This is a genomic window from Streptococcus suis, assembly GCA_022354845.1.
Classification (GTDB): Bacteria; Bacillota; Bacilli; order Lactobacillales; family Streptococcaceae; genus Streptococcus; species Streptococcus suis_AA.
The window spans coordinates 1,108,589-1,133,295 of the sequence record CP031970.1; the positions used below are offsets into that span (position 1 = coordinate 1,108,589).

Consider the following 24,707-nt stretch of genomic DNA (forward strand, 5'->3'; position numbering starts at 1 on the left):
TAATTTTCCAAATAATTTGATATAATTAATTTATCTAGACTCAAAGGAGAACAATCATGGCGCGTAGACGTAGAAAACAACCTAAACCATCCAAGAAATATATTCATTATATTTTTCTCTCTCTTCTTACAATTCTTGTACTAAGTTTGATTTATCTTCTACTCCCCACCTTGATTCCTCGCTCTTCAAATGCTTCACAGACTACTGTTTCTAGCCAATCAAGCAGTCAAGCATCTACTCAAAATACTACTACAGCTGATTCCAATTCATCAACCCAAACAAGTTCTGTAAACTGGGTTAAAGCGGATGAGCCTGTCCAAATACCGATTCTCATGTACCATGCGATTCACGAAATGGCTCCTGAAGAGGAAGCAAATGCCAACTTAATCGTCTCACCAGCAGTTTTTGAAAGTCATTTGCAAGTTTTAGAAGAAAATGGCTACTACGCTCTTACACCGGAAGAAGCCTATAAAGTTCTAACAGAAAATGTTCTTCCACAGGACAAAAAAGTCGTTTGGTTAACCTTTGATGATAGCATTTGGGATTTTTATTCTTATGCCTATCCTCTTTTGGTAAAATACCACATGCAGGCGACAAACAATGTAATAACTGGTTTTACCGAAAATGGAATTGAAGGATATTTAACCCTTGATCAGATGAAAGAGATGCAAGTAAATGGGATGTCTTTCCAAGGACATACAGTCAATCATCCTGACTTAGAGGTAAGCAGCACTGATGATCAGATGAGCGAATTGATCCAATCCAAAAATTATTTAGATAGCCAACTTAATCAAGAGACTATTGCAGTAGCTTATCCATCTGGTAGCTACTCACAAGATACCCTAAACATCAGTGAGCAAGCCGGTTATAAATTAGGTTTAACTACAAATAATGGCTTGGCTAGTCTAGCGGATGGCTTATTAAGTCTTAATCGTGTTCGCGTTCTTCCAACTACAAGTGCTGAAGGACTCCTAAATGAAATAACACCATAATATCCACTGGTAGATACCATACTTTTTTCAAACCATGTCCTTTCAAAGGGGCTTGGTTTTTTCTTTTTGTAATTGCTGATGATACACATTTTCTGAAAAAAATAGAGATACCCATTTAGGCATCTCATTTGAACTCATCTAATTATTGTTCTGCTATGATCTTATCCAAAATGAAGCGTTCTTCATCCGATAATTCATAGCAAGCTAGTAAATCTGGACGTCGATCGTAGGTTTTTCTAATACTTTGTTCCAGTCGCCACTTCCGAATATTTTCATGATGACCACTCATCAACACATCAGGTACGACCATGCCACGATATTCATAGGGACGAGTATATTGTGGGTATTCCAATAAACCAGAAGAGAAACTATCATCTGTATGACTGGCTTCTTTCCCAATGACCTCTGGTATGAGACGAACAGTCGCATCTATCATGGTCATCGCCGCCAATTCTCCACCTGTCAAGACATAATCACCCAGTGAAATTTCATCGGTGACTAGTGTCTTGATACGCTCATCATAGCCCTCGTAATGCCCACAGATAAAAATTAACTGGTCTTCTTTTGATAATTCTTCTGCATGGGTTTGATTAAATGCCCGACCAGCAGGATCCAATAAAATAACGCGAGGATTTGTCTTTTCAATCGCATCCATTGTATCAAAAATTGGTTGAGCCCTTAATAGCATCCCTTGCCCGCCACCATACGGCTCATCATCAACATGTCGCGCTTTCTCTGCTTTTTCTCGAAAATTATGGTAGTTTACTTCGAGAATTCCTTTCTCTCTCGCCTTTCCGACAATTGAGTGCTCTAACGGGGCAAACATCTCAGGAAACAGCGTTAAAATATCAATTCTCATCGTCCAAACCCTCAAGTAATTCCACATCTACACGATTGTTTGGAATGTCAATATTCAACACAACTGGTGGGATATATGGTAAAAGCAAATCTTTCTTGCCTTTTCGCTTAACCACCCAAACATCATTGGCACCTGGCTGAAGAATTTCCTTTATTTGACCAATAACTTGATCATTTTCATAGACATCTAAACCAATAATTTCATGATAGTAAAATTCACCATCTTCAAGATCTGTCAGTTTTTCTTCAGCGATTTTTAAACTGTACCCTTTATATTTTTCAATATCATTAATATAGTACATTCCCTTAAACTTGATAATATCAAAATTCTTTGCCTTGCGATGATTAGCAATTTCCACATCCATAACAAATTGGTCTTTTTCATCGAAAAGTGCTAGGACTGAACCTTTTTTAAACCGTTCCTCCGCGAAATCTGTTACTGATAAAACCCGCATTTCTCCTTGTAAACCTTGAGTATTAACAATTTTACCGACATTAAAATAATTCATGATAACTTCCTTTGTATTTCTATCCATTTATTTTAACATGTAGCGGAAGAATGCACAAGGTTTAGAAAAAGTACCAATTGAATCGATACTTTTCACTGTACACTATTATCCCCTATTTAGACTGGCTGAACTGGCTTTGATAGAGGTTATAATAGAAACCTTTGTCAGCCAAAAGACTTTCATGATTACCTTGTTCGATAATCTGTCCATCTTTCAAGACCAAAATCTTATCAGCTTCCTGAATGGTTGATAAGCGATGGGCGATGACGAAACTTGTCCGCCCCTTCATCAATCGTTTCATAGCCTTTTGAATCAAAAGTTCCAAGCGAGTATCAACTGAAGAAGTCGCTTCATCAAGGATAAGAATGGATGGGTCCGCCAACAAGGCACGCGCAATGGTCAAAAGCTGTTTCTGACCTTGGGAGATATTGCTGGATTCCTGGTTCATTTCCATATTATAACCGCCAGGCAGGGTACGAATAAAATGGTCAACGTTGGCGGCTTTAGCAGCCTCCACAATTTCCTCATCCGTCGCATCCAGACGCCCAAAACGTAAGTTTTCCTTAATCGTCCCTTCATAAAGCCAAGCATCCTGCAAGACCATACCAAATTGGCTACGGTAGGATTGACGAGAAATATTACGAATATCCTGACCATCCACCTTGATAGCACCGGATGTGACATCATAGAAACGCATGAGTAAGTTGATGAGGGTTGTCTTACCAGCCCCCGTTGGTCCAACGATAGCTACCATTTCACCAGGTTTAACTTCAAGATTAAAGTTACGGATAAGTGGCTTGTCTTCTGAATAGCCAAATTCGACCTGTTCAAAGCTAACTTGTCCGATCAGACTAGCTGTCAACTCCAGCGCATTGGCGTCTTCTTCGTCAAGCTCATCTAAGACTGAAAAGATGCGTTCAAGGGAAGATTTGGCAGACTGTAACTGAGGAGCCAACTGGGTCAGGGTTTGAACAGGCTGAGAAATCTGCCAAACGTATTGGACGAAGGCCTGCATGTTACCAACCGTTAGTTTGCCTGCTAGGACTTTCAAACCAGCAAGTAAGGCTACGACGACATAGGCAATATTAGAAAAACCGTGGACTAAAGGCATAAGTAAACCTGATACGAAACTGGCTTTAAAGCCGACTTCCTGCAAATCTGAGGTAATCTGGCGAAATTCTTCTGTAGAGATTTCCTCTCGTCCATAGAGTTTGAGGACGTTGAAACCAGTTAGATTTTCCTGCACAAAACCGTTCAATCGTCCCAATGCATCCGCCTGTTGTTTAAAGTAGGGCTGGGACTTGCCCATGACAAACTTGGAACCCAAATAGGTCAATGGAACCAAGGTTGCGACTACGAGAGCCAGGGATATATCCAACCAAAAACACATAAACATGGCTAAAAAAAGGGTTAGTACAGCATTGACGAGCTGAAGAAAACTTTGCTGCAAGGCATTTGAGACTGTCTCCACATCACTTGTAAATCGACCTAATAGGTCACCATACTGGTGTTTATCGAAATAGGAAATGGGAATTTTGTTAATCTGGTGACTCAAATCCTGACGCAGTTCCTTGGTTGCTCCCTGTACCGCCTTAGTCATGAAATAGGTAGAACCATAGGCGCCGATTTCATACATAAGGGCACGAAGGGCATAGAGCGCAAGCATGATGGCAATATAGGAAACATTGATATGGGCACCTTCTACTCCATTTGCTATATCTAACAGATTTTTAGTCAATTCTGTAATAATCAGTCCCAAAACGAAGGGTTCCAGGGCATTCATCACTGCGCTAATGGTTTTTAGAAAAACAGCCAAAAATACTGAAGATTGATAATGACGTAAATAGTCCCAAACACGGATAAATACTGATCTATTCTTCATAATTCCTCCTATTCTTCTGTCAAAGATTGACGGTTGAGCTGAGAATTCGCGATTTCACTATAAATCTCGTTGTTCTCCATCAATTCATTGTGGGTTCCGCGACCAACAATTTCACCTTCATTCAGTACAATGATTTGGTCTGCATCCATAATGGTTCCAACACGTTGGGCCACAATCAACACTGTCGCATTTTCCGTTACTTCCTTCAAACGACTCCGCAAAATTGCATCCGTCTTATAATCCAATGCTGAGAAGGAATCATCAAAAATGTAAATATCCGGCTTCTTCACAATAGCACGCGCAATCGAAAGACGTTGTTTCTGCCCACCAGACAAATTGCTTCCGCCCTCAGCAAGATGGGTGTCAAATTTCTCTTCCTTGCTCTCGATAAATTCTTTAGCTTGAGCCACATCCGTCGCTTCGTGAAGCTCCATAAGACTAGCATCTACCTTACCGTACTTTAAGTTTTCCGCGATAGTTCCGGTAAATAGCAGAGCTTTCTGCGGAATAAAACCAATCTTACTACGAAGTGCTTTTAGATTGTAACGTCTGACATCCACACCGTCCACCAAGATACGACCAAGTGTCACATCATAGAAACGTGGAATCAAGTTGACCAAGGAAGACTTGCCAGAACCTGTTGAACCAATAAAGGCAATGGTTTCACCGGGCTTAGCCTTAAATGAAATATTGTGTAGAACAGGCGACTCCGTTTCCCCTGGATAAGCAAAGGTCACATTTTCAAATTCCAAATAACCACGTGAATCAGTCTCAGTTATGCCATCTTCATTCTTAGAAATGGAAATGGACATATCCAAGACTTCCTGAATCCGATGACTCGATACCGACATACGTGGATACATGTTAAACAAGTTAGCAAAGAGCAAGAAAGAGAAAAGTGCATGGAAACTATATTCAATAAAGGCTACCAAATCACCAATTTGTAAACTGCCCTCCTGTAGAGGAGTCAAAGCAAACCAAATGATTGACACGATCATAGCAATGATAATCTGCACAAACAAGGGCTCCGTCAACCCAGTAAGGTTGAAAAGCTTTTTAGATGTTTCTGTATATTGTTCATTGACATCTGAAAAACGCTCTTCCTGAAACTCCTCGCGCGTAAATGCACGAATGACACGAAGTCCCATTAAGTTCTCACGAACATACTGGTTAATGGTATCCAACCGTTTTTGTTGTTTTTCGGATAAGGGACGTGTTTTAGTCGCAACATAATAGATAACGAAAATAAGGAAGGGAATAGCGACCGCCACTGTCCATGCTAAACTTGGACTCGTAACCAAGGTCATCACAACGCTGGCTACCATCATCAGCGGAGTAATAATTCCCAATTTCAAAACCATTTCAGAGAATTGCATCAAAACAAAGGCATCATTTGTCATACGAGCAACTAGGGAAGAAACACCAATTTGCTCGTATTCATGATGAGAATAGTCTTGGATTTTCTCATACATATCATTCCGAATATCTTTTACGATAGTTGTCGTTAACTTCCCAGCTGCATAAGTCAAAATCATCCGACCAGCAATTCCTAATAAGACAATAAACCCCATCATCCCAGCCCAGAAATAGAGCTGACTGGCATCATTTTTGGTAATACCTTGGTCAATCATCCTTGCCAAAAATGTAGGCAAGCCTAAGTTTACTACAACAAATAAAATAGCTCCCAACAAATCTAATGCTAACCATTTTGGATATTTTTTCCAATAAGTCCAAATCAGATTCATCTTTTCATCCTTTCTATATGTTAAAAGGGGCAAGGCCCCTGACTGTAAATTTAAAAGCCACCAAAAGGTGACTTTCTATTCTTTCTCGTCGATCACTAAACGAACTTTTTTATCACTTGTAGGGACAGAATAAACAATCGTTCTGATTGCAGAAATGGTACGTCCTTTTTTACCGATGACACGGCCGATGTCCGATTGATCTAAATCCAAATGGTATTCTAAGAATTCAGGTGTATCAACGATTTTAATCGTCAAGTTTTCAGGCTGTGAAATCAAAGGTTTCACAATCGCAATAATGAGATTTTCAATCATGTCCATAAGTGTTCTCGCTTACTGTTCTTATTTAGAGAATTTTTGTTCGTGGAATTTTTTCAATACGCCAGCGTGTGAAAGAAGAGCACGAACAGTGTCAGATGGTTGTGCACCTTTTGCCAACCACTCAAGTACACGTTCTTCTTTAAGAGTTACTGAGTTTTCAGCCAAAAGTGGGTTGTAAGTACCAACTGTTTCAATGAAACGACCATCACGTGGTGCACGTGAGTCTGCAACGTTAATACGGTAGAAAGGTTTCTTTTTAGAACCCATTCGAGTCAAACGGATTTTTACTGCCATTTTTTAATGTCTCTTTTCTTTTAATTTTTATTATTCGGTGAAATAGCAGAGCTATTTAGCACATGTTCTATTATAACACACTTTAACAGTGTGTCAAGAAAAAAACTTGACACTTTTTAAAAATTTTATTAATCCAGCATATCCGCTAGTTCTCTCAGTTGACTTGCTAAATTCGGGCGGTCAAAAAGCAAATTATAGACTCCATCTTCACTCAATACACCGCAAGGAATACCATCAAAATAACCCTTATTGGATAAATCAAGATCTTCCATATAGGTCTGGCTTTGATAATAATCTAGTAACCGTAAATAACTTGATTGTGCCTGATTGAGTTGGGTAACACTATCAGCAAGGGACTTGTTCATCTCCAGATGCATATTAAATATTTTTTCCATCTCCTCGATACGTTTCCTAACTTCCATACAATCCGCCATCAATGTGTTGCACCTCCAACGTTCTTCACATCCTCTTTGCCTTTAAATGCAACTATTGCTCCAATGGATGCTTCAACTCCTCTGACAATATCGGCTAGAGGCATAGAGGCAAAGCCTGGTTTGTCAAGAACCTGATCCGGTAGAAACGGAATATGAAGAAAACCAGCCTTAGTCTTTGGAATTTGTTTATCAGCTAAGTAAAGAGCTTGGTACATGAGATGGTTGCAGACAAAGGTCCCTGCGGTATTAGAAACAGAGGCTGGAAGACCTGCTGCACGAATAGCTTCAACCATTGCTTTGATGGGTAAGGTTGAAAAATAAGCAGGTTGCCCATCTTCACGAATCATAGTGTCAATTGGTTGTTGTCCTAAATTATCTGGAATGCGAGCATCGTCTTGATTAATGGCTACACGCTCAGGTGTTAATTCCGTCCTTCCACCAGCCTGTCCAATACATAGCACAATATCTGGTACATACTTAACCATGGCTTTTTCAAGAACACTTGCGGCTTGATAAAAAACAGTTGGAATCTCCTCAAGAAGAATCTCTGCGCCTGCAATCTGCTTTGGTAAAGATTTAATGACCTCCAGTGCAGGATTGATAGACTCACCTCCAAATGGATCAAAACCAGTTACTAATATTTTCATTCTGTTCTCACTCCTTCAAACGAATTTCTCCATAATGAAATTTTTGACTGGGTCTTACATGACGTTTAAAGCCAAATTCTTCAAAAACACTGTCTCTGAAATGAGCCTTGACAAGAATTTTTTCCCTTGCAACCCGTTTTGCCTCAAGAAGCAACTCTTTTGACAATCGACTTCCGTCAGCCATCTGCACTAAACCAGAAAGATTGTTTGATTCCTTGATTTCTTCTGAAAACATGGGATCAAAGTAAATGACATCAACAGAGTTATCTATTTGTTCTTTCAGATAGGTCAAACTATCTATCCATTTGGTTTGAATGGATCGCATAGCACAATCCACCAGCACATTACTACTGTTGAAATCCTGTAAACCACGACTAACAATAAAATGAATAAGCCGTGAACTCTCCAAGGATGTCACCTGATGACCTGCACTAGCTAATACAATACTATCAGAAGCTAGTCCCATGGTACAATCTAAAATCGTTTTCTTTGATGGCCCAATTAGATCTAATAGCGGATCATGTCCTGCTTTTATTCGCAACATCGCTGTGTCAGGGTGGAAAAAGAAGGTTTGACCATTTCTCTGCTCTAAAACAAGCTTATTTTGATAGAGCACAAGCACCTTTTCTACTTCTTTTAATAACGACGAAACGGACCGCTTGTTTCTTTTCAAGTATTCTATACCTAAATCCTCAGCCAGCTGTTTCGCCTTTGCAACAAGATTATCGTCCATCCTCAGACTCGTAGTGATTATTACTTTCATACTGTATCTAGTATACTCAAAAAACAGAATGAACTCAACATTCATCCTGTTTTTAGGTCCTATTAAATCGCCTGTGTCATGAAGCTACGGCTTTCTAGAACTTTAACCATGGCTTCAGCAGTATCAAGAGCTGTAAAGAGAGGAATTCCTCCTTCGATAGCAGAACTACGAATCACTTGTCCAGCACTATCTGCTACACGCTTTTTACCAACTGTGTTAATAATAGCTTGGACTTTCCCAGCTCGAACGAGACTAGGAATATCTTGATTTTCAGGATCTCCTAATTTTCCAATGAGCGTAACAGGTAAGCCATTTTCAATCAGATAGTCTGAAGTACCAACTGTCGCAAATAGACCATAACCCAATTCGTAGAACCGTTTTGCAAGAGCAAGGGCCTCTTCCTTATCTTCATCTGCAATAGTGAAGACGATGTTCCCAAATTCTTCTAAATGCTGGTAACTTGCTTCAAAAGCCTTATATAGGGCTTTTTCGAGTGTGGCGTCTGAGCCCATAATTTCACCAGTTGACTTCATTTCTGGGCCTAAAAGACTATCTACTTTAGCTAATTTTGAGAATGAGAAGACAGGAGCTTTGACATGGACTTGTTGACTTTCAGGATAGAGTCCATCTTCATAACCAAGTTCTGAAAGGCGTTGCCCCAAAATCAATTTCGTTGCCACTTGCGCCATCGGAATATCTGTTACTTTTGACAAGAATGGAACCGTACGACTGGCACGTGGATTTACCTCAATGACATAAACTATTTCGTCTTTGATGACAAACTGAATATTCATCATACCAATACAGTTCAAGCCGATAGCTAGACGTTTTGTATAATCCACAATCGTTTCTTGCACCTTTTTCGATAAAGTCTGTGGTGGATAAACTGCCATTGAGTCTCCTGAGTGAACCCCAGCACGTTCAATGTGCTCCATGATACCAGGAATTAAAACATCAGTACCATCTGATATAGCATCCACTTCACATTCACGACCTACAATATATGAGTCGACCAAGACAGGGTGTTCTGGCGATGCCTTAACTGCTGTTCGCATATAAGAACGTAGGTCATTTTCATTTTCAACAATTTCCATCGCGCGACCACCCAAAACATAAGATGGCCGTACAAGCACAGGGAATCCAATCTTGCGAGCTGCTTCTAACGCTTCCTCTTCATTTGTTGCAGTTTGCCCAGGCGGCTGTGGAATACCCAAATTTTTCAAGGCTTTTTCAAACAAATCGCGATCTTCAGCTCGATCCAAATCAGCCACTTGCGTACCCAGGATAGGAATACCAGCTTTTTCCAATGGTTCTGCCAAGTTGATCGCAGTCTGTCCACCGAACTGAACGATAACACCTTTTGGTTGTTCCAAGTCAATCACGTTGAGGACATCTTCAAGAGTCAGAGGCTCAAAATATAACTTATCAGAAACAGAGAAGTCTGTCGAAACTGTTTCAGGGTTTGAATTCATAATAATCGCTTCATAGCCTGCGTCCTGAATGGCTTTTACCGAATGGACTGTCGCGTAGTCAAACTCAACACCCTGCCCAATCCGAATCGGACCTGATCCTAACACAAGGACAGATTCTTTTTCAGACCGAATGGATTCATTTTCCCACTCATATGTTGAATAGAAATACGGTGTTGAACTTTCAAATTCAGCTGCACAAGTGTCCACCATCTTATAAACAGGAATAATCTTATGATCTGTACGCAACTGACGAATATAGGATACTGTTCTTCCCCAAAGTTCTGCAATTTTACGATCTGCAAAGCCATATTTTTTAGCTTTTTTCAGCAAATCAATATTATCATGATTGATGGCTAATTCCTGTTCTATTTCTAATATATGAAGCAGTTTATCAAGGAAGAAGATATCAATTTTCGTTAATTGAGCAAGCTCTTCAACAGTGTATCCTCGTCTTAGGCCTTCTGAAAGATAGAAAAGACGGTCATCTTGAGCCTTAACAATTTTTTCTACTAAAGCATCATCAGACAAGTGACTTAGCTCAGGCATTTCATTGTGGTAAACACCAATTTCCAAGGAACGACAAGCCTTCAGAAGACTTTCTTCAATGTTACGACCTATTGCCATCACTTCCCCAGTTGCTTTCATCTGTGTGCCAAGGCGACGTTCCCCTTTTTCAAATTTATCAAATGGGAAGCGAGGAATTTTAGCAACAACGTAGTCGAGTGCTGGCTCAAACATAGCATAAGTTGTTCCCGTTACAGGGTTAACCATCTCATCCAAGGTAAAACCGACAGCAATTTTAGCAGCTAATTTGGCAATTGGATAGCCTGTTGCTTTTGAAGCTAAGGCTGATGAACGAGAAACACGTGGATTTACCTCAATGACGTAGTATTTGAAACTATGCGGATCTAAAGCCAACTGAACATTACAACCACCTTCGATTTTCAAGGCACGAATGATTGTCAGACTGGCATCACGTAGCATTTGATTTTCAATATCTGAAAGCGTCTGAGTTGGCGCAAATACAATCGAGTCACCTGTATGAATTCCAACAGGGTCAAAGTTTTCCATGTTACATACAACAAGGGCATTATCCGCAGCATCACGCATCACTTCGTACTCAATTTCTTTGTATCCAGCAATCGACCGCTCAATCAAACATTGAGTAACAGGTGAAAGTTTCAATCCATTTTCAGCAATTTCTTTCAACTCTGATTCGTTGCTACACATACCGCCACCAGTACCTCCTAAGGTAAAGGCTGGACGAACAATGACTGGATAGCCGATAGTCTTAGCAAAAGATAAAGCTTCTTCAACTGTTGTTACTATCTCAGATTCTGGAATAGGCTGCTTCAGGTCCTCCATCAACTGTTTGAATAAATCACGATCCTCAGCCTGATCAATTGCTGACAGCTTAGTTCCCAATAACTCAACACCAAGTTCATCTAAAATACCAGCTTTAGAAAGTTCCATAGCCATATTTAGACCAGTTTGACCACCGAGTGTTGGTAAGATAGCATCTGGTCGCTCTTTCCGCAAAATACGTGTAACAAATTCAATCGTGATAGGTTCAATGTAAACCTTATCCGCGATTTCTTTATCTGTCATGATTGTTGCAGGATTTGAATTGACCAAGACAACGCTATAGCCTTCTTCTTTCAAAGCTAGACAAGCCTGTGTCCCAGCATAGTCAAACTCAGCAGCCTGACCAATCACAATGGGACCAGACCCAATCACCATAATTTTATTAATATCCGTACGTTTAGGCATAATTTATGATACAGAGCCCGTTAAGAGGACAAAGCGAAAATAGGAAACTCGACGCTGATGCTTAGAGCATCAAGACGATGTTTATCTTTTTCGCACAGTCCTTAGGGCGTGTTCGAATAGGAAACTCGAACCTGTATCTTCTCCTTTCTATTTTCTATCTCTCCGGATAGAATTAAATAATACTCCGACGTGAGAAAATGGATTCGACATTAATCCATTTTCGAGCTAGTGCAAGGGATAGCCTGACCTCCATAGAGGCAGGCGTAGGGAAATGAGTTGCTCGCAACCATTGAACTGTCCCTTGCCTTTCTATTTTCTATCTCTCCGGATAGAATGAAATAATCAACCGATGTCTGAAATCTCGATTCACTCATATTTGAGGTTTTAAAACTAGTGTCTAAGCTAGCAATTGAACGTAATTCAGCACTAGTTCTCAGAATTCGACTCAACTTTTCAGCTTAGTGGACAATTGCGTACGAGCATGTAATCTCTGAGTCGCTCTACATTTTGATTGTCAATTGTGCTCTTGTTTAAATGAGTCCATCAAGTCCATGAATTCATCAAAAAGATAGCTAGCATCATGAGGACCAGGTGCTGCATCTGGGTGAAATTGTACCGAGAATCCTGGAAGGTATTTATGACGCACACCCTCGACAGATTTATCGTTGATTTCTTCATGCGTAATCATGAGACAATCCGGCAAATCTTCACGCGAAACCGCAAAACCATGGTTTTGACTTGTAAAGTCTACACGACCAGTTACAATTTCTCTAACGGCATGGTTGAAACCACGGTGTCCAAATTTCATCTTATACGTCTTAGCACCATTTGCCTTGGCATACAATTGATGGCCCATACAAATTCCAAAAATAGGTATTTTCCCTTGTATACTACGAATCATCTCCAACGCTTCCGGTACATCATCTGGATTTCCAGGACCATTGGACAACATCACACCATCTGGAGAGAGTGCTAAGATTTCTTCTGCTGTCGTATCAAATGGAACTACAGTAACATTGCATTCACGCTTGGACAATTCACGTAAGATTGAATGCTTCAAACCAAAATCAACCAAGACCACGCTACGCCCAATTCCTGGAGCAGGATAAGCTGTTTTCGTTGATACTTGCTCAATATTGTTGGTCGGTAATACTGTCGCACGCAACTGATCTGTCAAATGCTCAATGGAATCACCCACATTTGCAATTGTTGCCTTCATAGTCCCATGTTTACGAATAATTTTTGTTAAGGCACGGGTATCGATACCAGAAATCCCTGGAATATTTTTTGCTTTTAAAAATTCATCTAGTGTTAGTTGGTTCCGCCAGTTGCTTGCCCGTCTGGCCCACTCACTAACAACTACTCCTTTACAAGTTGGATTAATGGACTCATAATCATCACGGTTGACACCATAATTCCCTACCAAAGGATATGTAAATGTTAAAATTTGACCATTATATGATTGGTCTGTAATGGACTCTTGGTAACCTGTCATACCCGTTGAAAAAACCAGTTCACCAGTCACATATAATTCGGAACCAAAGGCTTCCCCTTCAAAAATAGTTCCATCTTCCAAAATTAATCGTCTTTTTGACATAATAATAAGATATTAAGGGCGTTAAACGGACACAGTCAAAACAGGAGTTTGTTCAAGAACACTTGCGTTCGAAGAAAAACAATCTTTTTGACCCAGTCCGTAGCCCGAATTCAATTACAAAATCCGAGCAACAGAACACCCCTTCTCCTTTCTATTTGTCAACTCACAGGTTGACATTAAATAAGATAAGTCCGACGCTTAACAGTTCAGCTCGATAATAGATGAACTGTTAAGCTAGAGCAAGGGAAACTTTTATGCCTTGCCATTCACTATCGCTTCTAAGATAGCCATTCGGACAAATACACCATTTTGCATTTGTCGGACAATGCGTGATTTAGGTGCTTCAACCAAAAGATCAGCAATTTCTACATCACGATTAACAGGTGCTGGATGCATTACAATTGTTTGTTCTTTTAGTCGTTTATATCTATCCTCAGTTAATCCATGCAAACGATGGTAATGTTCTTTTGAAAAACTTTCTGACCCATCATGTCGTTCGTGTTGAACACGGAGCAACATCAAGACATCTAATTCTTCAATAATATCATCAATATTTACATGTTTACCATAAATATCAAATTCTTCCGCATACCATTCTTCAGGACCAGTAAAGTAAATATCAGCTCCCAATCGTTTGAGAATTTGCATATTTGATTTAGCAACTCTCGAATGAGTGATGTCCCCTGCAATAGCGATTTTTAACTGTTCAAAGCTGCCAAATTCTTCATAGATTGTCATCAAATCAAGCAGAGATTGACTTGGATGCTGACCTGAACCATCTCCTCCATTGACAATTGAAGTCTGTATTGTCGGACTATCAATTAATTGTTTGTAGTAATCTACCTCTGAGTGTCGAATCACACAAATATCGACCCCTAATGCCGACATGGTTAGAATTGTATCATAAAGGGTTTCGCCTTTATTTACCGAACTCGTGCGGGCATCGAAATCTATGATTCCCATTTCTAATCTAAGTTCAGCCATTTCAAATGATTTGTGAGTGCGTGTTGAATCCTCAAAGAATAAATTTGAGGCATAATATTTACGATATAAAGCAACAGGCTCACCTTTTTTGAAAGCTAATCCCCGTTGGATAAGTCCCAGCACTTCTTCATTCGAAAGTGTTTCCATAGTCACCAAATGTTTTAGAGATACTTTACCATCTACAATTGTCATGATACTTACCGCCTTTAATGTACTTGACTTATTCCGCTTCTACTAATAAAACAGCATCTTGTTGGTCAATTTCCGTCATATGAACAATGATTTCCTCTGTCCGACTTGTTGGAATATTTTTTCCAACATAATCTGCACGAATCGGTAATTCTCTATGACCGCGGTCAACCAATACAGCCAAACTAACGCGAGCGGGTCTTCCAAGTGACACAATATTATCAATTGCTGCACGAATGGTTCGTCCAGTATAGAGTACATCATCTACCAAGATAACATCCCGATCATTGACATCCGCAGTAAAATTCGTTGTATCTTCTTCAACTTTCACATCATCTCGGAAAGGCTTGGTGTCTAATTCACCCAAAGGTACATCAATCCCCTCAATTTGCTTCAGCCTTTCTTGAATTCGCTTAGCTATAAAAACACCTCGTGTTTTAATGCCAGCAAGAACGATATTGTCTAAATTTTTGTTGCGTTCGATAATTTCATATGTGATGCGGGTAATCGCCCGCTTCATGGTCATATCATCAACGATTTCTTTTGTCTTCATAAGACCTCCAAAAAATATAGAAAAAGTCTCCTTTTCCAAGGAGACTTTGAAAATATCAGCTAATATGGTCTTTGAGTCCTACGATTATTATGGCAACGAATAAAAAACATTGTTTCCTATTTCCCAATCCTGAGAATCTTGCTCATTATCAAAAGTAAACTAAAAGACAATCAAAACCAGCCTCATGATCATCCGACTCCTTGTCTGCCTCTCTGGACAGGTATTAAAGGATTTATTAAGCAGAGTATAGCATAAAATACTGTCCTTGACAATTTTTTTGTTGAAAAAAATACTAACTTTCGGTTTTTAGTGGAAATTATTTTTAAACTGTTTATTTGGTGCAACACGTAGACACTTGATTCCAGCTAATCCAAATCCGCAGATAAGATAGGCTGCAAAAATAATTCCTACATAGGTCAATACATACGACCAGCCATATTTAGGCACATTTAAAAAGAAATAGGCAAATGGACTATCCTTGGCATCCGGAATTGGAATCTTGAGTAAAAAGCCATTGACTAACCCAAAAATCATATACAGAACTGGTAATAACGTCCACCAAATCGGATCAAACCATTTATACTGGCGCTGATGATCCAGTAAGATGGTATCCAACAAAAAATATAAAGGAACAATATAGTGGCAAAGTATATTTTCAACACGCCAAAAATCTTCGGCCAGTGGTGCCAACATAAAATGATAGACCACACAGGTAATCATTATTGACATTGTTACCGAAGCCTTTATTCGAAGGAACTGAGGACCTTGTAAATCGTTTCCCTTGAACATGGCATAAACCATATACACAGCAAACAGGGAGACCAGTAAGTTAGACTGCACTGTGTAATACATAAGCATACCGATGCCGTACTTGATAATCTCTAAAGCTGTACCAGTAACAGCTAAAATAGCCAGCAGACACCGACTGTAAAACAAAATACTTTGATGTTTCATAATATCCTTTCAAAAACGCGAAAAGACTGGTGAACCAGTCCTTTCCAAATCTATACTAAATTTTCTTAACGAACTCAGATTTTAACTTCATCGCACCGAACCCATCGATTTTGCAATCAATGTTGTGGTCACCTTCGACGATACGAATCCCTTTTACACGTGTACCTTGCTTCAAATCCTTAGGTGAACCCTTGACTTTCAAGTCTTTTATAAGTGTAACAGTATCCCCATCAGCCAAACGATTGCCATTTGCATCGATTGCCACTGGACCGTTTTCTACTTCAGCCACATCAGCTGGGTTCCATTCATAGGCACATTCAGGGCAAACTAATAGTGCTACATCCTCATAAACGTATTCAGAATTGCATTTTGGGCAATTTGGTAAAGTTTCCATTCATTGTCTCCTCAAATGTTATCTGTACTAGTCTATCATCTTTTTAAAAAATGAGCAAGTAGACCAAAACCATTCACCAAACTGAAATTTTCACTATTTTTTCAGAGAATGGTCTGTTCTCGAGCCCCTTGGCCTTTAGCAGTTCGGCGGAGATATTCTAGTGTATCTTGAAAAATAGCTGGCGCTTCTGCTGTAAAAGCAACTACCTCTCCAGTTCTAGGATGAGTGAATCCAAGAGTTCTGGCATGGAGAAATTGGCCATTTCCTTTTAAAGTTTTTCGCGGACCATAAACTTCGTCCCCAGCAACTGGATGACCAATATAAGCCATGTGAACCCGAATTTGGTGGGTTCTACCTGTTTCTAATGTTAATTCAACTAAGGTATAGTCATCAAATCGTTCCAATACTTGAAATCTCGTGACCGCTTTTTTCCCTTTTGCCGTCACAGCCTGTTTCTTACGATCCTTTTCAGAACGACCAATAGGAGCTTCAATGACTCCACGATCATTTGGAAGGTTTCCATGTACAATGGCCCAATACTTGCGAAGGGATTTTTTATCTTTCAATTCAGCTGCAAGTTTTGTATGGGCCTCATCATTTTTAGCAATCATTAATAAACCTGAGGTATCCTTATCAATTCGATGAACAATCCCAGGACGAAGGACACCGTTGATGCCAGACAAGTCTTTGACATGGTATAGAAGAGCATTAACTAAGGTCCCGGAAGTATGTCCAGCTGAGGGGTGCACAACCATTCCTTGAGGTTTATTGATAACAGCGACATCTTCATCTTGATAAACAATATCTAAAGGAATATCTTCAGCGACATAATCAATTTCTTCAATTTCTGGTACTTGATAGGTAATGATATCCCCTTCTTGTACAGTATATTTTGCCTTCTTTACTTGACCATTGACCAATACCTGACCAGCCTTGATTTGGTCATTTGCCACCGAACGAGATAACTCTGTCAATTCTGACAATGCCTTATCCAGACGAACACCGCCTGTTTCAACCTTTATTTCCATCATACTCTTCTTTCAATATACATATAAATAACAATCCAACCCCAACCGACAAGCACATATCAGCGACATTAAAAATCGGAAAATTTATAAAATCCAGGTGAAACATATCAACAACATACCCCAAACGAACACGGTCAATAAAGTTACCTAAAGCTCCAGCCATCATCAAAGAAAGACTGAATAATGTCCATAGACTTCCTTTTATTTGTCGAATATAGTACCAAACCAGCCCAATCATTACAACAATAGTTACTATCGTAAAAAACCATTGTTGATTTTGCAAAATCGACCAAGCTGCACCATAGTTGCGTAAATAGGCCAAACTCATGAAACCAGGTAAAAATTTTCTTACTGAATCTAACTCAATATTCGCAACTGTCCAAGCTTTCACATATTGATCAATAGCAATTAAAACCGCCGCAAGGAGCGGAAACCCAAATTTACGCATGTTCTTCCTTCTTTTTATCAAAATATGACTGCAAAGTCTCCACAAAATCCTTTGCGCATTGACTCAATTCATCACTCGCACGTTTAACGTAGACCATGCGATTGTCAACTTTTCCTTTAAATGGTATCACTGTAATCCCATTCACACTCTCATCATCCAAGTAACCCGAACCAGTCGCATAAGCGTCTGTACGTTCTAAAATGCCATTTAAGGTAGCTCGATCGGTCACGTCAAAAACTACTGATGAGTCAGAGGTGTCAATCAGATTTTCTGAATAATATAGATAGGCTTCCTTCTCTTGGGTAAATCGAACAGTCGGTAAACCAACCAAATCTGCTGGTTCAATCTCCTCTTTATTTGTCAAGGGATGATCTTCCCGAAGGTAGATATGTGTTTGGAAATCAGATAAATCAATCGCTTGCAAATGAAGTTTATCTAACTTTTGCATGATACCTTTAGTATTTTTATCATTTAAATAGATTATACCTAATTCACTATATCCTTGGGCAACCTCATCTAAAATTTGTGCTGTGGTTGATTCAAAAATACGAAAATGAGGATATTGTGGATGTTGTCTAGAAAACTCGGTAATCAATGGAGGCAAAAAGTCATAGTGTTGACTAGAAATAGAAAAAGTTTTCTCACCTTCTTCAGGTTGCAAGTAAAGATGTTCAAACTGATCAAAACCTTTTACCAATTTTTGAGCTTTTTCATAAAAATCCATCCCTTTTTGCGTTAAAAAGGTGCCAGAACTGGTTCGACTAAAGATTTGAAAACCAAGCTCTGTTTCCAAATCTTTAATGGAAATGGATAAACTTGGCTGAGAAACATACATCTTTTCCGCTGCTTCTCGAAACGTTCCACTATTAGCAATAGCTACTACGTATCGTAATTGTTGAATATTCATCGTAAAATCCTCTTTTATACTACTTTTTCTATTATACCAGAAATATGTAGATTTTGGGAGACTTCAAATTACACCATAAAGCGTCACTTCTATACCAACCTATAAAGAGATGAAAGGCCAAGGGTTAAAATACAGATTTCAACAATCATCAGTCCAAAGTTGTATAGTATCTTTTTCCAATCATTAAAAAAATGGCAATCAAAAGATTGATTTTCAAATGTTTGGAGAAAATATCCAGACTTCAAAAGAATTACCCCACATGGATTTAGACACACCCACTGCTCCCTTTTGTTTGAAGCTGGTGCTACTATCAAGAAAGACTCGGACATGAAAACATCCAAACAACCATGGACATCTACTCTCATGTTACTCAAAAAGCAAAGAATGAAGTTGCCGACAACTTCGCTTCCTACATTGGTTCTTGAAATATGGGTATCACGGTGAGTATCAAATCAAAAAAATAGGCCTTCCGAAAACTCGGAAAGCCTTTTAATATAAGGTTTCTAGACCTTATTTTGCGATTGGGTAAACAGATACTTGTTTCTTATCGCGACCTTTACGTTCGAAGCGTACAACGCCTTCTACTTTAGCGTAAAGAGTATCATCTCCACCACGTCCTACGTTAGCTCCTGGGTAGATTTTTGTACCACGTTGGCGGTAAAGGATTGAACCACCTGATACAGTTTGGCCGTCAGCAGCTTTCGCACCAAGGCGTTTCGCTTGTGAGTCACGACCGTTTGACGTTGAACCTCCACCTTTTTTGTGGGCCATAAATTGCAAGTTAGCAAGATTCAAGTTTAACATATGTTATTCCTCCGAATTTCTGTAATGATTGCTTCAAGCTACGCCTTAAGCGTTGATAGCGTTGATAACAACTTTTGTGTAAGGTTGACGGTGACCTTGTTTGCGGTGGCTACCTTTTTTAGGTTTGTACTTGAAGGCAACAACTTTTTTCTGTTTACCTTGTTTTTCAACAGTACCAACAACAGTAGCGCCTCCAACAAGTGGAGTACCCACAACAGTTTTCTCACCACCAACAAGAACTACTTCTTCGAAAGTAACTTCTTGACCTGCTTCAACGTTCAATTTTTCAACGTAGATAGCTTGACCGACTTCAACTTTAACTTGTTTGCCGCCAGTTTTAATGATTGCGTATGTGCTCATTATGCACCTCCTATGATTTTTGGGTCTTGCCCGAATTTGATGTGAAGACTCGCCTAGTACCGTGGGTCGAACCACTTTATCTTGCTCAATAAAAATTAAGTTCAGACTAGCTTCGATAGTCTAAGGATAGACTATTGAAGGTTGGAAATGTAACGAACATAGTTCGTGTCGTCGAAGGTAGAACTTAGTTTCACCAAGTTAAGACAACGACGTTAGAGCTTAATTTTTGCAGAGCAACGGCATTCGTGCGGTTGCACAGGAAGTGTGCATAGTCAACAGTCCTATTATATCAAAAACACCTGCAAATGCAAGTGTTTTGTATCACTTTTTTTACATTTCAAAAACTTCGCTCTCCTGCTTGTTTGGTAAGAATAGAGAAATGACGATTCCGACAAGAGCTGGTAATAACCAAGTTAGTGATTGTCCAGCCAATGGCAGAGCTGAGATGATTTTTGAAACAGCAGTCCAGTTGAATTGTCCCGCTAAAACTTCTACCAATGACAAAGCTGTCACTAGTCCCACGGTTAATTGCATACCATAGGTCGAAAGCGGTACAAATTTGTTAACAATGGTAATCAAGACAATACAGATAGTAATTGGATAGAGAACCAAAAGAACTGGAACAGAGAAGGTGATGATATTGTTCAAACCGAGATTGGCAATCCCAAAGCCAATCAAAGTAAAGATAGTCGCATATACCTTGTAGCTAAAACATGGGAAACGCTCAGCGAAAAATTCACCTGAAGAAACAATCAAGCCAGCCGTCGTCGTAAAGCAAGTAACGATAACCATAGCAGCTAAGAAAATTTGTGCGCCTGGTCCAAAAATAGCCTGTGTTGCTTGCGAAATAATGTAAACACCCTTGTTGGTATCGGAAGCCAAAACATCAGCAGGCACTGGGAAATGATTACCTAGGAAAGCCAAACCGACATATAGTGCTGAGAATGCTAAGGCTACAACAAAACCAACAGACCAGATAGTTGAAACATATTCTTTCTTGCTGGAGAAACCAAGTTGTTTTAAGGTATTCACCGCTACAACACTAAAAGCAATTGAGGCAAGGGCATCAAGGGTGTTGTATCCTTCAATAAATCCTGTACCAAATGCCTGTCCAGCTGAGTAAGCATCGGCTGCAGGAAGTGGATTTGTAGAACCATATTTAACAACACCTAGCACCACTAAAATCACAATCAAAATCGCAAAAACAGGGGTTAAAATACGTCCGATACTGTTTAAAATTTGAGATGGATTGAGGGCAATCAGATAAGCTGCCACAAAGTAAAAAGCTGTAAAACCAAACAACCATAGACCCAGATTCGCATCGCCCAACAATGGAGCAATTCCAACCTCAAATGACGTTGTAGCTGTACGTGGAATTGCAAAAAATGGTCCAATTGCCAAGTACAAAGCAACAAGATAAACAGTAGCAAACAAGGGTGAAATCTTACGTGAAATCTCATGCACGTACCCTTTAGGGTTGAGTGTTCCTACAATCAAAGCAATCACGGCAATACCGACACCAGATACAACAAATCCTAAAATGGCTGGCCAGAAATGTTCACCAGACAAAATACCGAGCGCTGGAGGAAATATCAAATTTCCCGCACCAAAAAACATACCAAACAGTAGTAAACCTGTTAAGGCTCCTTTTTTCATAAAAACTCCTTCTTATCTTTTTCGAAAGTCGATTATACCACAAAAATTCGATTTTTCCGAACGTTAGGTTATAGTTATAAAGGTAACGACACCTAAGTCAAATAATTAAAAAACGCATCAAATCAGGTTAAAATTAACCTTCATTTGATGCGCTGAATGAATTTCTTTCTAAAGTTGTCTATTCTTTCCCAACAGTGTCAGGCATTAAACTTCATCAACAGTTTACAGTAAATCTTCGATTAAATTGTCAATCTCATCTTTTACTTCCACTTTTGGAGTAATCTCTGTCACAATAATTCCTGCAACAGCACGTTCTACCAATCCTTCTACATCCATACACGCTTCGTACTGCTCGACATTTTTGATTTTCGGGTTGGTTTTTGGACGGTCAGGGGCAAAGATGGTACAGCAATCCTCAAATGGCTGGATGGAAATATCAAAGGTATCAATTTCTTGCGCAATATCAATGATTTCCAACTTGTCCATTGTGACAACAGGACGGATAACAGGTGTATTGGTCACAGCATTGATGGCCTGCATGGATTCCAAGGTCTGACTTGCCACTTGTCCTAGACTTTCACCATTGATAATAACCATGGCACCACGTTCTTCACGAACTCGGTCTGTAATCCGCATCATGAAACGACGTGTCAAGGTCATCAAATATGCTTCAGGTGCCTTTTCCTTGATTTCTTCCTGAATTTCTGTAAACGGCACTTCGATAAAGGTGATATTACCACCAAAGGCAGTCAATTTACGAGTTAAATCATGGGCTTTCTTAAGTGCACCTGGACTCGTATAAGGCGGGCTAGCAAAGTGGAGGGCTTCGATTTCAACCCCACGTTTGAGAGCCAAATAGCCCGCAACAGGCGAATCAATACCCCCTGATAACATAAGCGTTCCTTTTCCAGATGTTCCAACTGGCAGACCACCTGCTCCCTTGATTTCTTCATGGGAAATGTAAGCAGCGTCAGGACGAATCTCCACTCGCAAAGTAATATCTGGTGACTTCATTTGCACTTGCACATTTGGAATAGCTGTGAAAACCGCATCTCCAAGGACTTGGTTTAGGTCACGGCTGTCCAATTCAAAGTTGTGGTCACTACGACGCGCAGCAATCTTAAACGTCATACCGTCCTTATAAATGTTTTTCATGATGTCTTGAACCGCTTCTTTCAAAGCTGGAACAGACTTTTCAACCTTATAAGATGGCGCAAAATTTTGGATACCAAAAATCTTTTTCAGAGATGCTGAAACTTCCTGATAATCCGCCCCATTCAAATAGACATGACCACGGTCACGATCAAAATAAACCGTCACTTCTGGGTAAACAGAAACGACGTGCTTGATATGGTTGCGGAGTTTGTTGACAAACCGCATCTTGTTTTTCCCTTTGATTGACAATTCGCCATAGCGAATCATAATTTCTGAATAGTTCATTCTACCTTACTTTCTGTGTATTGTGATAAATTTGTTTAAAAATCGTGAGAAATTGTTCGATTTGCCCCATATCGTTGTCATCATCCAAGCTGACACGGACTGCAGTTTGTGCCAACTTCTGCGGAACACCCATGGCAATTAGTGTACCCGCAGGTTTCCCTGCCTTAGACGAGCAGGCAGATGTAGTTGAAATATAAATCTGATGGTCCTCAAAAGCATGAACAATGACCTCACCACGAATATTCTTAATTCCAAAGGTCAATATACTTGGTACAAAGTTTTCCCTTCCAGAAAAGACCGTCACATCTTGATACTTGCTCAATTCATCCACCATAATCTGCTTCATAGCTGCCAGTTGCTTCTGGCTATCTGTTGCCTTGCCCTTGTCCAGGGTCAAGCGGAGCGCCTTAGCTGTTGCGGCAATACCAGCCACATTTTCCGTAGTTGAGCGCTTATCGCTTTCCTGTCCTCCGCCTGTCAATAGCGGAGCGATTTTCTTACCTGCTTTGATATAGACGAACCCTACACCTCTTACAGAATGGAATTTGTGACCTGAAAAACTAGCAAAATCAACTCGGTCTGTCAGATACTGTTCCGTTGGCACCTTGCCGATAGCCTGCACAGCGTCCACATGGAAGGAGATGGTGGGTTTATCAGCTAGAAGTTGTGAAATTTCCTGAATCGGCTGAATGGCACCAATTTCATTGTTGACGGCCATGACAGAAACCAGTGTGGTATCTGGACGAATCAAAGTCTCCAAAGCTGAAACATCAACAAAACCTTGGGTATTGACCGGAGCCAAATCCACCTCAAAACCTTGTGTTTTGAGCCAAAGTGCTGACTCTTTTACCGCTGGATGCTCGATAGCTGAAACGATGATGTGCTTACCCAGATGTGCTTTCTCAAATGCGACACCTTTAATGACCCAGTTATCACCTTCTGTACCGCCTGAAGTAAAAAAGATTTCCTTGCTTTCTTTCCCCAATAGCTCTGCTATTTGCCTACGGGATGCTTCTAGGATTCGTGTCGCCTGTGTGCCAAGGTTGTGCAGGCTGGAGGGATTTCCCCAAATTTTCGTAGCAACTTCCGTGTACGTTTTAATAACTTCTGGCTGAGTCTGTGTTGTGGCTGCGTTATCGAAATAGATCATTATTTTCATTCCTTTGTTTGCAATGGTCCTATTTTATCACGTTTCACATCTTGTTTCCACTCTTTAAGTTAGATTTAAACTTCATTTCATACACTAGGTTCGGAGGTATACCATGAATACACGTTCAAAAAAAGAAAATACAACAAAAGTCGCTGGACTTTCCCATTTCCAAAAGGTTCTGACCTTTATTGGATCCATTTTAGGGATTATCACTGCATGCATTACGATTTACACCTTTAGCTCCAAATCATCTGCTCAATCAGTGTCAAATACAAGCAGCTCAACTCTACAAGTGCCTTCTAATACTGATATACAAAATTCTACTCAAGAAGGAACGACCAGTAGTTCTTCAACCGACTCATCTACATCAACAGCAGATGAGACTACTCAAACAACTACAAGTAGCTCAACAGCAACATCAGAAGTCTCCTCCTCTCCTACTGATTCCTCCTCAACAGGAACAAGCAGTGAAACAAGTTCAACTACTACTTCCAGTGCAGAAGTGACTAGCGGAGCTTCTGAAAATACTTCTGGCCAATAAAAACACATAAATACTTAT

The 24,707-nt window shown here is 39.9% G+C and carries 25 protein-coding genes and 2 pseudogenes; 4 read left to right on the forward strand and 23 right to left on the reverse strand.

The window, feature by feature from the left end; all coding sequences use genetic code 11:
* The first annotated feature begins 56 nt into the window (after positions 1–56).
* Positions 57–992 carry a polysaccharide deacetylase family protein gene (locus tag D2A30_05835; GenBank protein ULL21129.1) on the forward strand — a complete coding sequence of 312 codons (936 nt, stop codon included), beginning with the start codon at positions 57–59 and terminating at the stop codon, positions 990–992.
* Between the two features lie 142 nt (positions 993–1,134).
* Here the strand turns inward: D2A30_05835 and trmD are convergent, their stop codons facing one another.
* The 13 genes from trmD to pyrR all read right to left on the reverse strand — a co-directional run bounded on the left by trmD (position 1,135) and on the right by pyrR (position 15,007).
* Positions 1,135–1,851, reverse strand: coding sequence for a tRNA (guanosine(37)-N1)-methyltransferase TrmD (trmD, locus tag D2A30_05840; protein ID ULL21130.1), 717 nt, complete (start codon positions 1,849–1,851; stop codon positions 1,135–1,137).
* Positions 1,841–2,359 (reverse strand): ribosome maturation factor RimM, encoded by a 519-nt coding sequence (gene rimM, locus D2A30_05845; protein ULL21131.1) that lies wholly within the window; start codon positions 2,357–2,359, stop codon positions 1,841–1,843. Before rimM ends, trmD begins: the two co-directional genes overlap by 11 nt.
* A gap of 112 nt (positions 2,360–2,471) precedes the next feature.
* Positions 2,472–4,241, reverse strand: a complete 1,770-nt coding sequence (locus tag D2A30_05850) for an ABC transporter ATP-binding protein (protein ULL21132.1) — start codon at positions 4,239–4,241, stop codon at positions 2,472–2,474.
* An 8-nt stretch (positions 4,242–4,249) separates the two neighbouring features.
* Positions 4,250–5,986 (reverse strand): ABC transporter ATP-binding protein, encoded by a 1,737-nt coding sequence (locus D2A30_05855; GenBank protein ID ULL21133.1) that lies wholly within the window; start codon positions 5,984–5,986, stop codon positions 4,250–4,252.
* A 75-nt stretch (positions 5,987–6,061) separates the two neighbouring features.
* The gene (locus tag D2A30_05860) at positions 6,062–6,304 is read right to left on the reverse strand and encodes a KH domain-containing protein (protein ULL21134.1); all 243 of its coding nucleotides are present in this window, start codon (positions 6,302–6,304) and stop codon (positions 6,062–6,064) included.
* A 21-nt stretch (positions 6,305–6,325) separates the two neighbouring features.
* Positions 6,326–6,598, reverse strand: a complete 273-nt coding sequence (locus D2A30_05865) for a 30S ribosomal protein S16 (protein ULL21135.1) — start codon at positions 6,596–6,598, stop codon at positions 6,326–6,328.
* 128 nt (positions 6,599–6,726) lie between these two features.
* The gene (locus tag D2A30_05870) at positions 6,727–7,020 is read right to left on the reverse strand and encodes a DUF4298 domain-containing protein (protein ULL22002.1); all 294 of its coding nucleotides are present in this window, start codon (positions 7,018–7,020) and stop codon (positions 6,727–6,729) included.
* An 11-nt stretch (positions 7,021–7,031) separates the two neighbouring features.
* Complete coding sequence (pcp, locus tag D2A30_05875; protein ID ULL21136.1) at positions 7,032–7,679, reverse strand: pyroglutamyl-peptidase I; 648 nt, start codon at positions 7,677–7,679, stop codon at positions 7,032–7,034.
* A gap of 7 nt (positions 7,680–7,686) precedes the next feature.
* Complete coding sequence (locus D2A30_05880) at positions 7,687–8,442, reverse strand: SAM-dependent methyltransferase (GenBank protein ID ULL22003.1); 756 nt, start codon at positions 8,440–8,442, stop codon at positions 7,687–7,689.
* A 62-nt stretch (positions 8,443–8,504) separates the two neighbouring features.
* Positions 8,505–11,684 (reverse strand): carbamoyl-phosphate synthase large subunit, encoded by a 3,180-nt coding sequence (locus D2A30_05885; protein ID ULL21137.1) that lies wholly within the window; start codon positions 11,682–11,684, stop codon positions 8,505–8,507.
* A 514-nt stretch (positions 11,685–12,198) separates the two neighbouring features.
* Positions 12,199–13,281 (reverse strand): carbamoyl-phosphate synthase small subunit, encoded by a 1,083-nt coding sequence (locus D2A30_05890; protein ID ULL21138.1) that lies wholly within the window; start codon positions 13,279–13,281, stop codon positions 12,199–12,201.
* A 252-nt stretch (positions 13,282–13,533) separates the two neighbouring features.
* Entirely contained in the window at positions 13,534–14,457 is a 924-nt protein-coding gene (locus tag D2A30_05895; protein ID ULL21139.1) for an aspartate carbamoyltransferase catalytic subunit, read from the reverse strand.
* Between the two features lie 28 nt (positions 14,458–14,485).
* Positions 14,486–15,007, reverse strand: coding sequence for a bifunctional pyr operon transcriptional regulator/uracil phosphoribosyltransferase PyrR (gene pyrR, locus D2A30_05900; GenBank protein ULL21140.1), 522 nt, complete (start codon positions 15,005–15,007; stop codon positions 14,486–14,488).
* Positions 15,008–15,097: 90 nt separating this feature from the next.
* On the opposite strand from pyrR, the pseudogene D2A30_05905 reads away from it, so the two are divergent.
* Positions 15,098–15,262: pseudogene (locus tag D2A30_05905) on the forward strand (hypothetical protein).
* Positions 15,263–15,313: 51 nt separating this feature from the next.
* Here D2A30_05905 and D2A30_05910 read toward each other — a convergent pair.
* The 5 genes from D2A30_05910 to D2A30_05930 form a co-directional block, all read right to left on the reverse strand.
* Complete coding sequence (locus D2A30_05910; GenBank protein ULL21141.1) at positions 15,314–15,961, reverse strand: hypothetical protein; 648 nt, start codon at positions 15,959–15,961, stop codon at positions 15,314–15,316.
* 55 nt (positions 15,962–16,016) lie between these two features.
* Positions 16,017–16,355: an alkylphosphonate utilization protein gene (locus tag D2A30_05915; GenBank protein ID ULL21142.1), complete on the reverse strand. Its 339-nt coding sequence runs from the start codon at positions 16,353–16,355 to the stop codon at positions 16,017–16,019.
* 101 nt (positions 16,356–16,456) lie between these two features.
* On the reverse strand, positions 16,457–17,383 hold the full coding sequence (locus tag D2A30_05920) for an RluA family pseudouridine synthase (GenBank protein ULL21143.1): 927 nt from the start codon (positions 17,381–17,383) through the stop codon (positions 16,457–16,459).
* Complete coding sequence (locus tag D2A30_05925) at positions 17,367–17,831, reverse strand: signal peptidase II (GenBank protein ID ULL21144.1); 465 nt, start codon at positions 17,829–17,831, stop codon at positions 17,367–17,369. Before D2A30_05925 ends, D2A30_05920 begins: the two co-directional genes overlap by 17 nt.
* Complete coding sequence (locus D2A30_05930; GenBank protein ID ULL21145.1) at positions 17,824–18,738, reverse strand: LysR family transcriptional regulator; 915 nt, start codon at positions 18,736–18,738, stop codon at positions 17,824–17,826. The genes D2A30_05925 and D2A30_05930 overlap by 8 nt, the downstream gene beginning before the upstream one ends.
* Positions 18,739–18,975: 237 nt before the next feature.
* Here D2A30_05930 and D2A30_05935 point away from each other — a divergent pair.
* Positions 18,976–19,163: pseudogene (locus D2A30_05935) on the forward strand (site-specific integrase).
* 85 nt (positions 19,164–19,248) lie between these two features.
* Here the strand turns inward: D2A30_05935 and D2A30_05940 are convergent.
* The 5 genes from D2A30_05940 to D2A30_05960 form a co-directional block, all read right to left on the reverse strand.
* On the reverse strand, positions 19,249–19,542 hold the full coding sequence (locus D2A30_05940; GenBank protein ULL21146.1) for a 50S ribosomal protein L27: 294 nt from the start codon (positions 19,540–19,542) through the stop codon (positions 19,249–19,251).
* A 45-nt stretch (positions 19,543–19,587) separates the two neighbouring features.
* Positions 19,588–19,902 carry a 50S ribosomal protein L21 gene (gene rplU / locus D2A30_05945; protein ID ULL21147.1) on the reverse strand — a complete coding sequence of 105 codons (315 nt, stop codon included), beginning with the start codon at positions 19,900–19,902 and terminating at the stop codon, positions 19,588–19,590.
* 330 nt (positions 19,903–20,232) lie between these two features.
* Entirely contained in the window at positions 20,233–21,558 is a 1,326-nt protein-coding gene (brnQ, locus tag D2A30_05950; GenBank protein ID ULL21148.1) for a branched-chain amino acid transport system II carrier protein, read from the reverse strand.
* A gap of 222 nt (positions 21,559–21,780) precedes the next feature.
* Complete coding sequence (gene thiI / locus D2A30_05955) at positions 21,781–22,998, reverse strand: tRNA 4-thiouridine(8) synthase ThiI (GenBank protein ID ULL21149.1); 1,218 nt, start codon at positions 22,996–22,998, stop codon at positions 21,781–21,783.
* A gap of 1 nt (position 22,999) precedes the next feature.
* Positions 23,000–24,148: a cysteine desulfurase gene (locus D2A30_05960; protein ULL21150.1), complete on the reverse strand. Its 1,149-nt coding sequence runs from the start codon at positions 24,146–24,148 to the stop codon at positions 23,000–23,002.
* Positions 24,149–24,260: 112 nt separating this feature from the next.
* Here D2A30_05960 and D2A30_05965 point away from each other — a divergent pair, with 112 nt between their 5' ends.
* On the forward strand, positions 24,261–24,689 hold the full coding sequence (locus tag D2A30_05965) for a hypothetical protein (GenBank protein ULL21151.1): 429 nt from the start codon (positions 24,261–24,263) through the stop codon (positions 24,687–24,689).
* Positions 24,690–24,707: the final 18 nt, after the last annotated feature.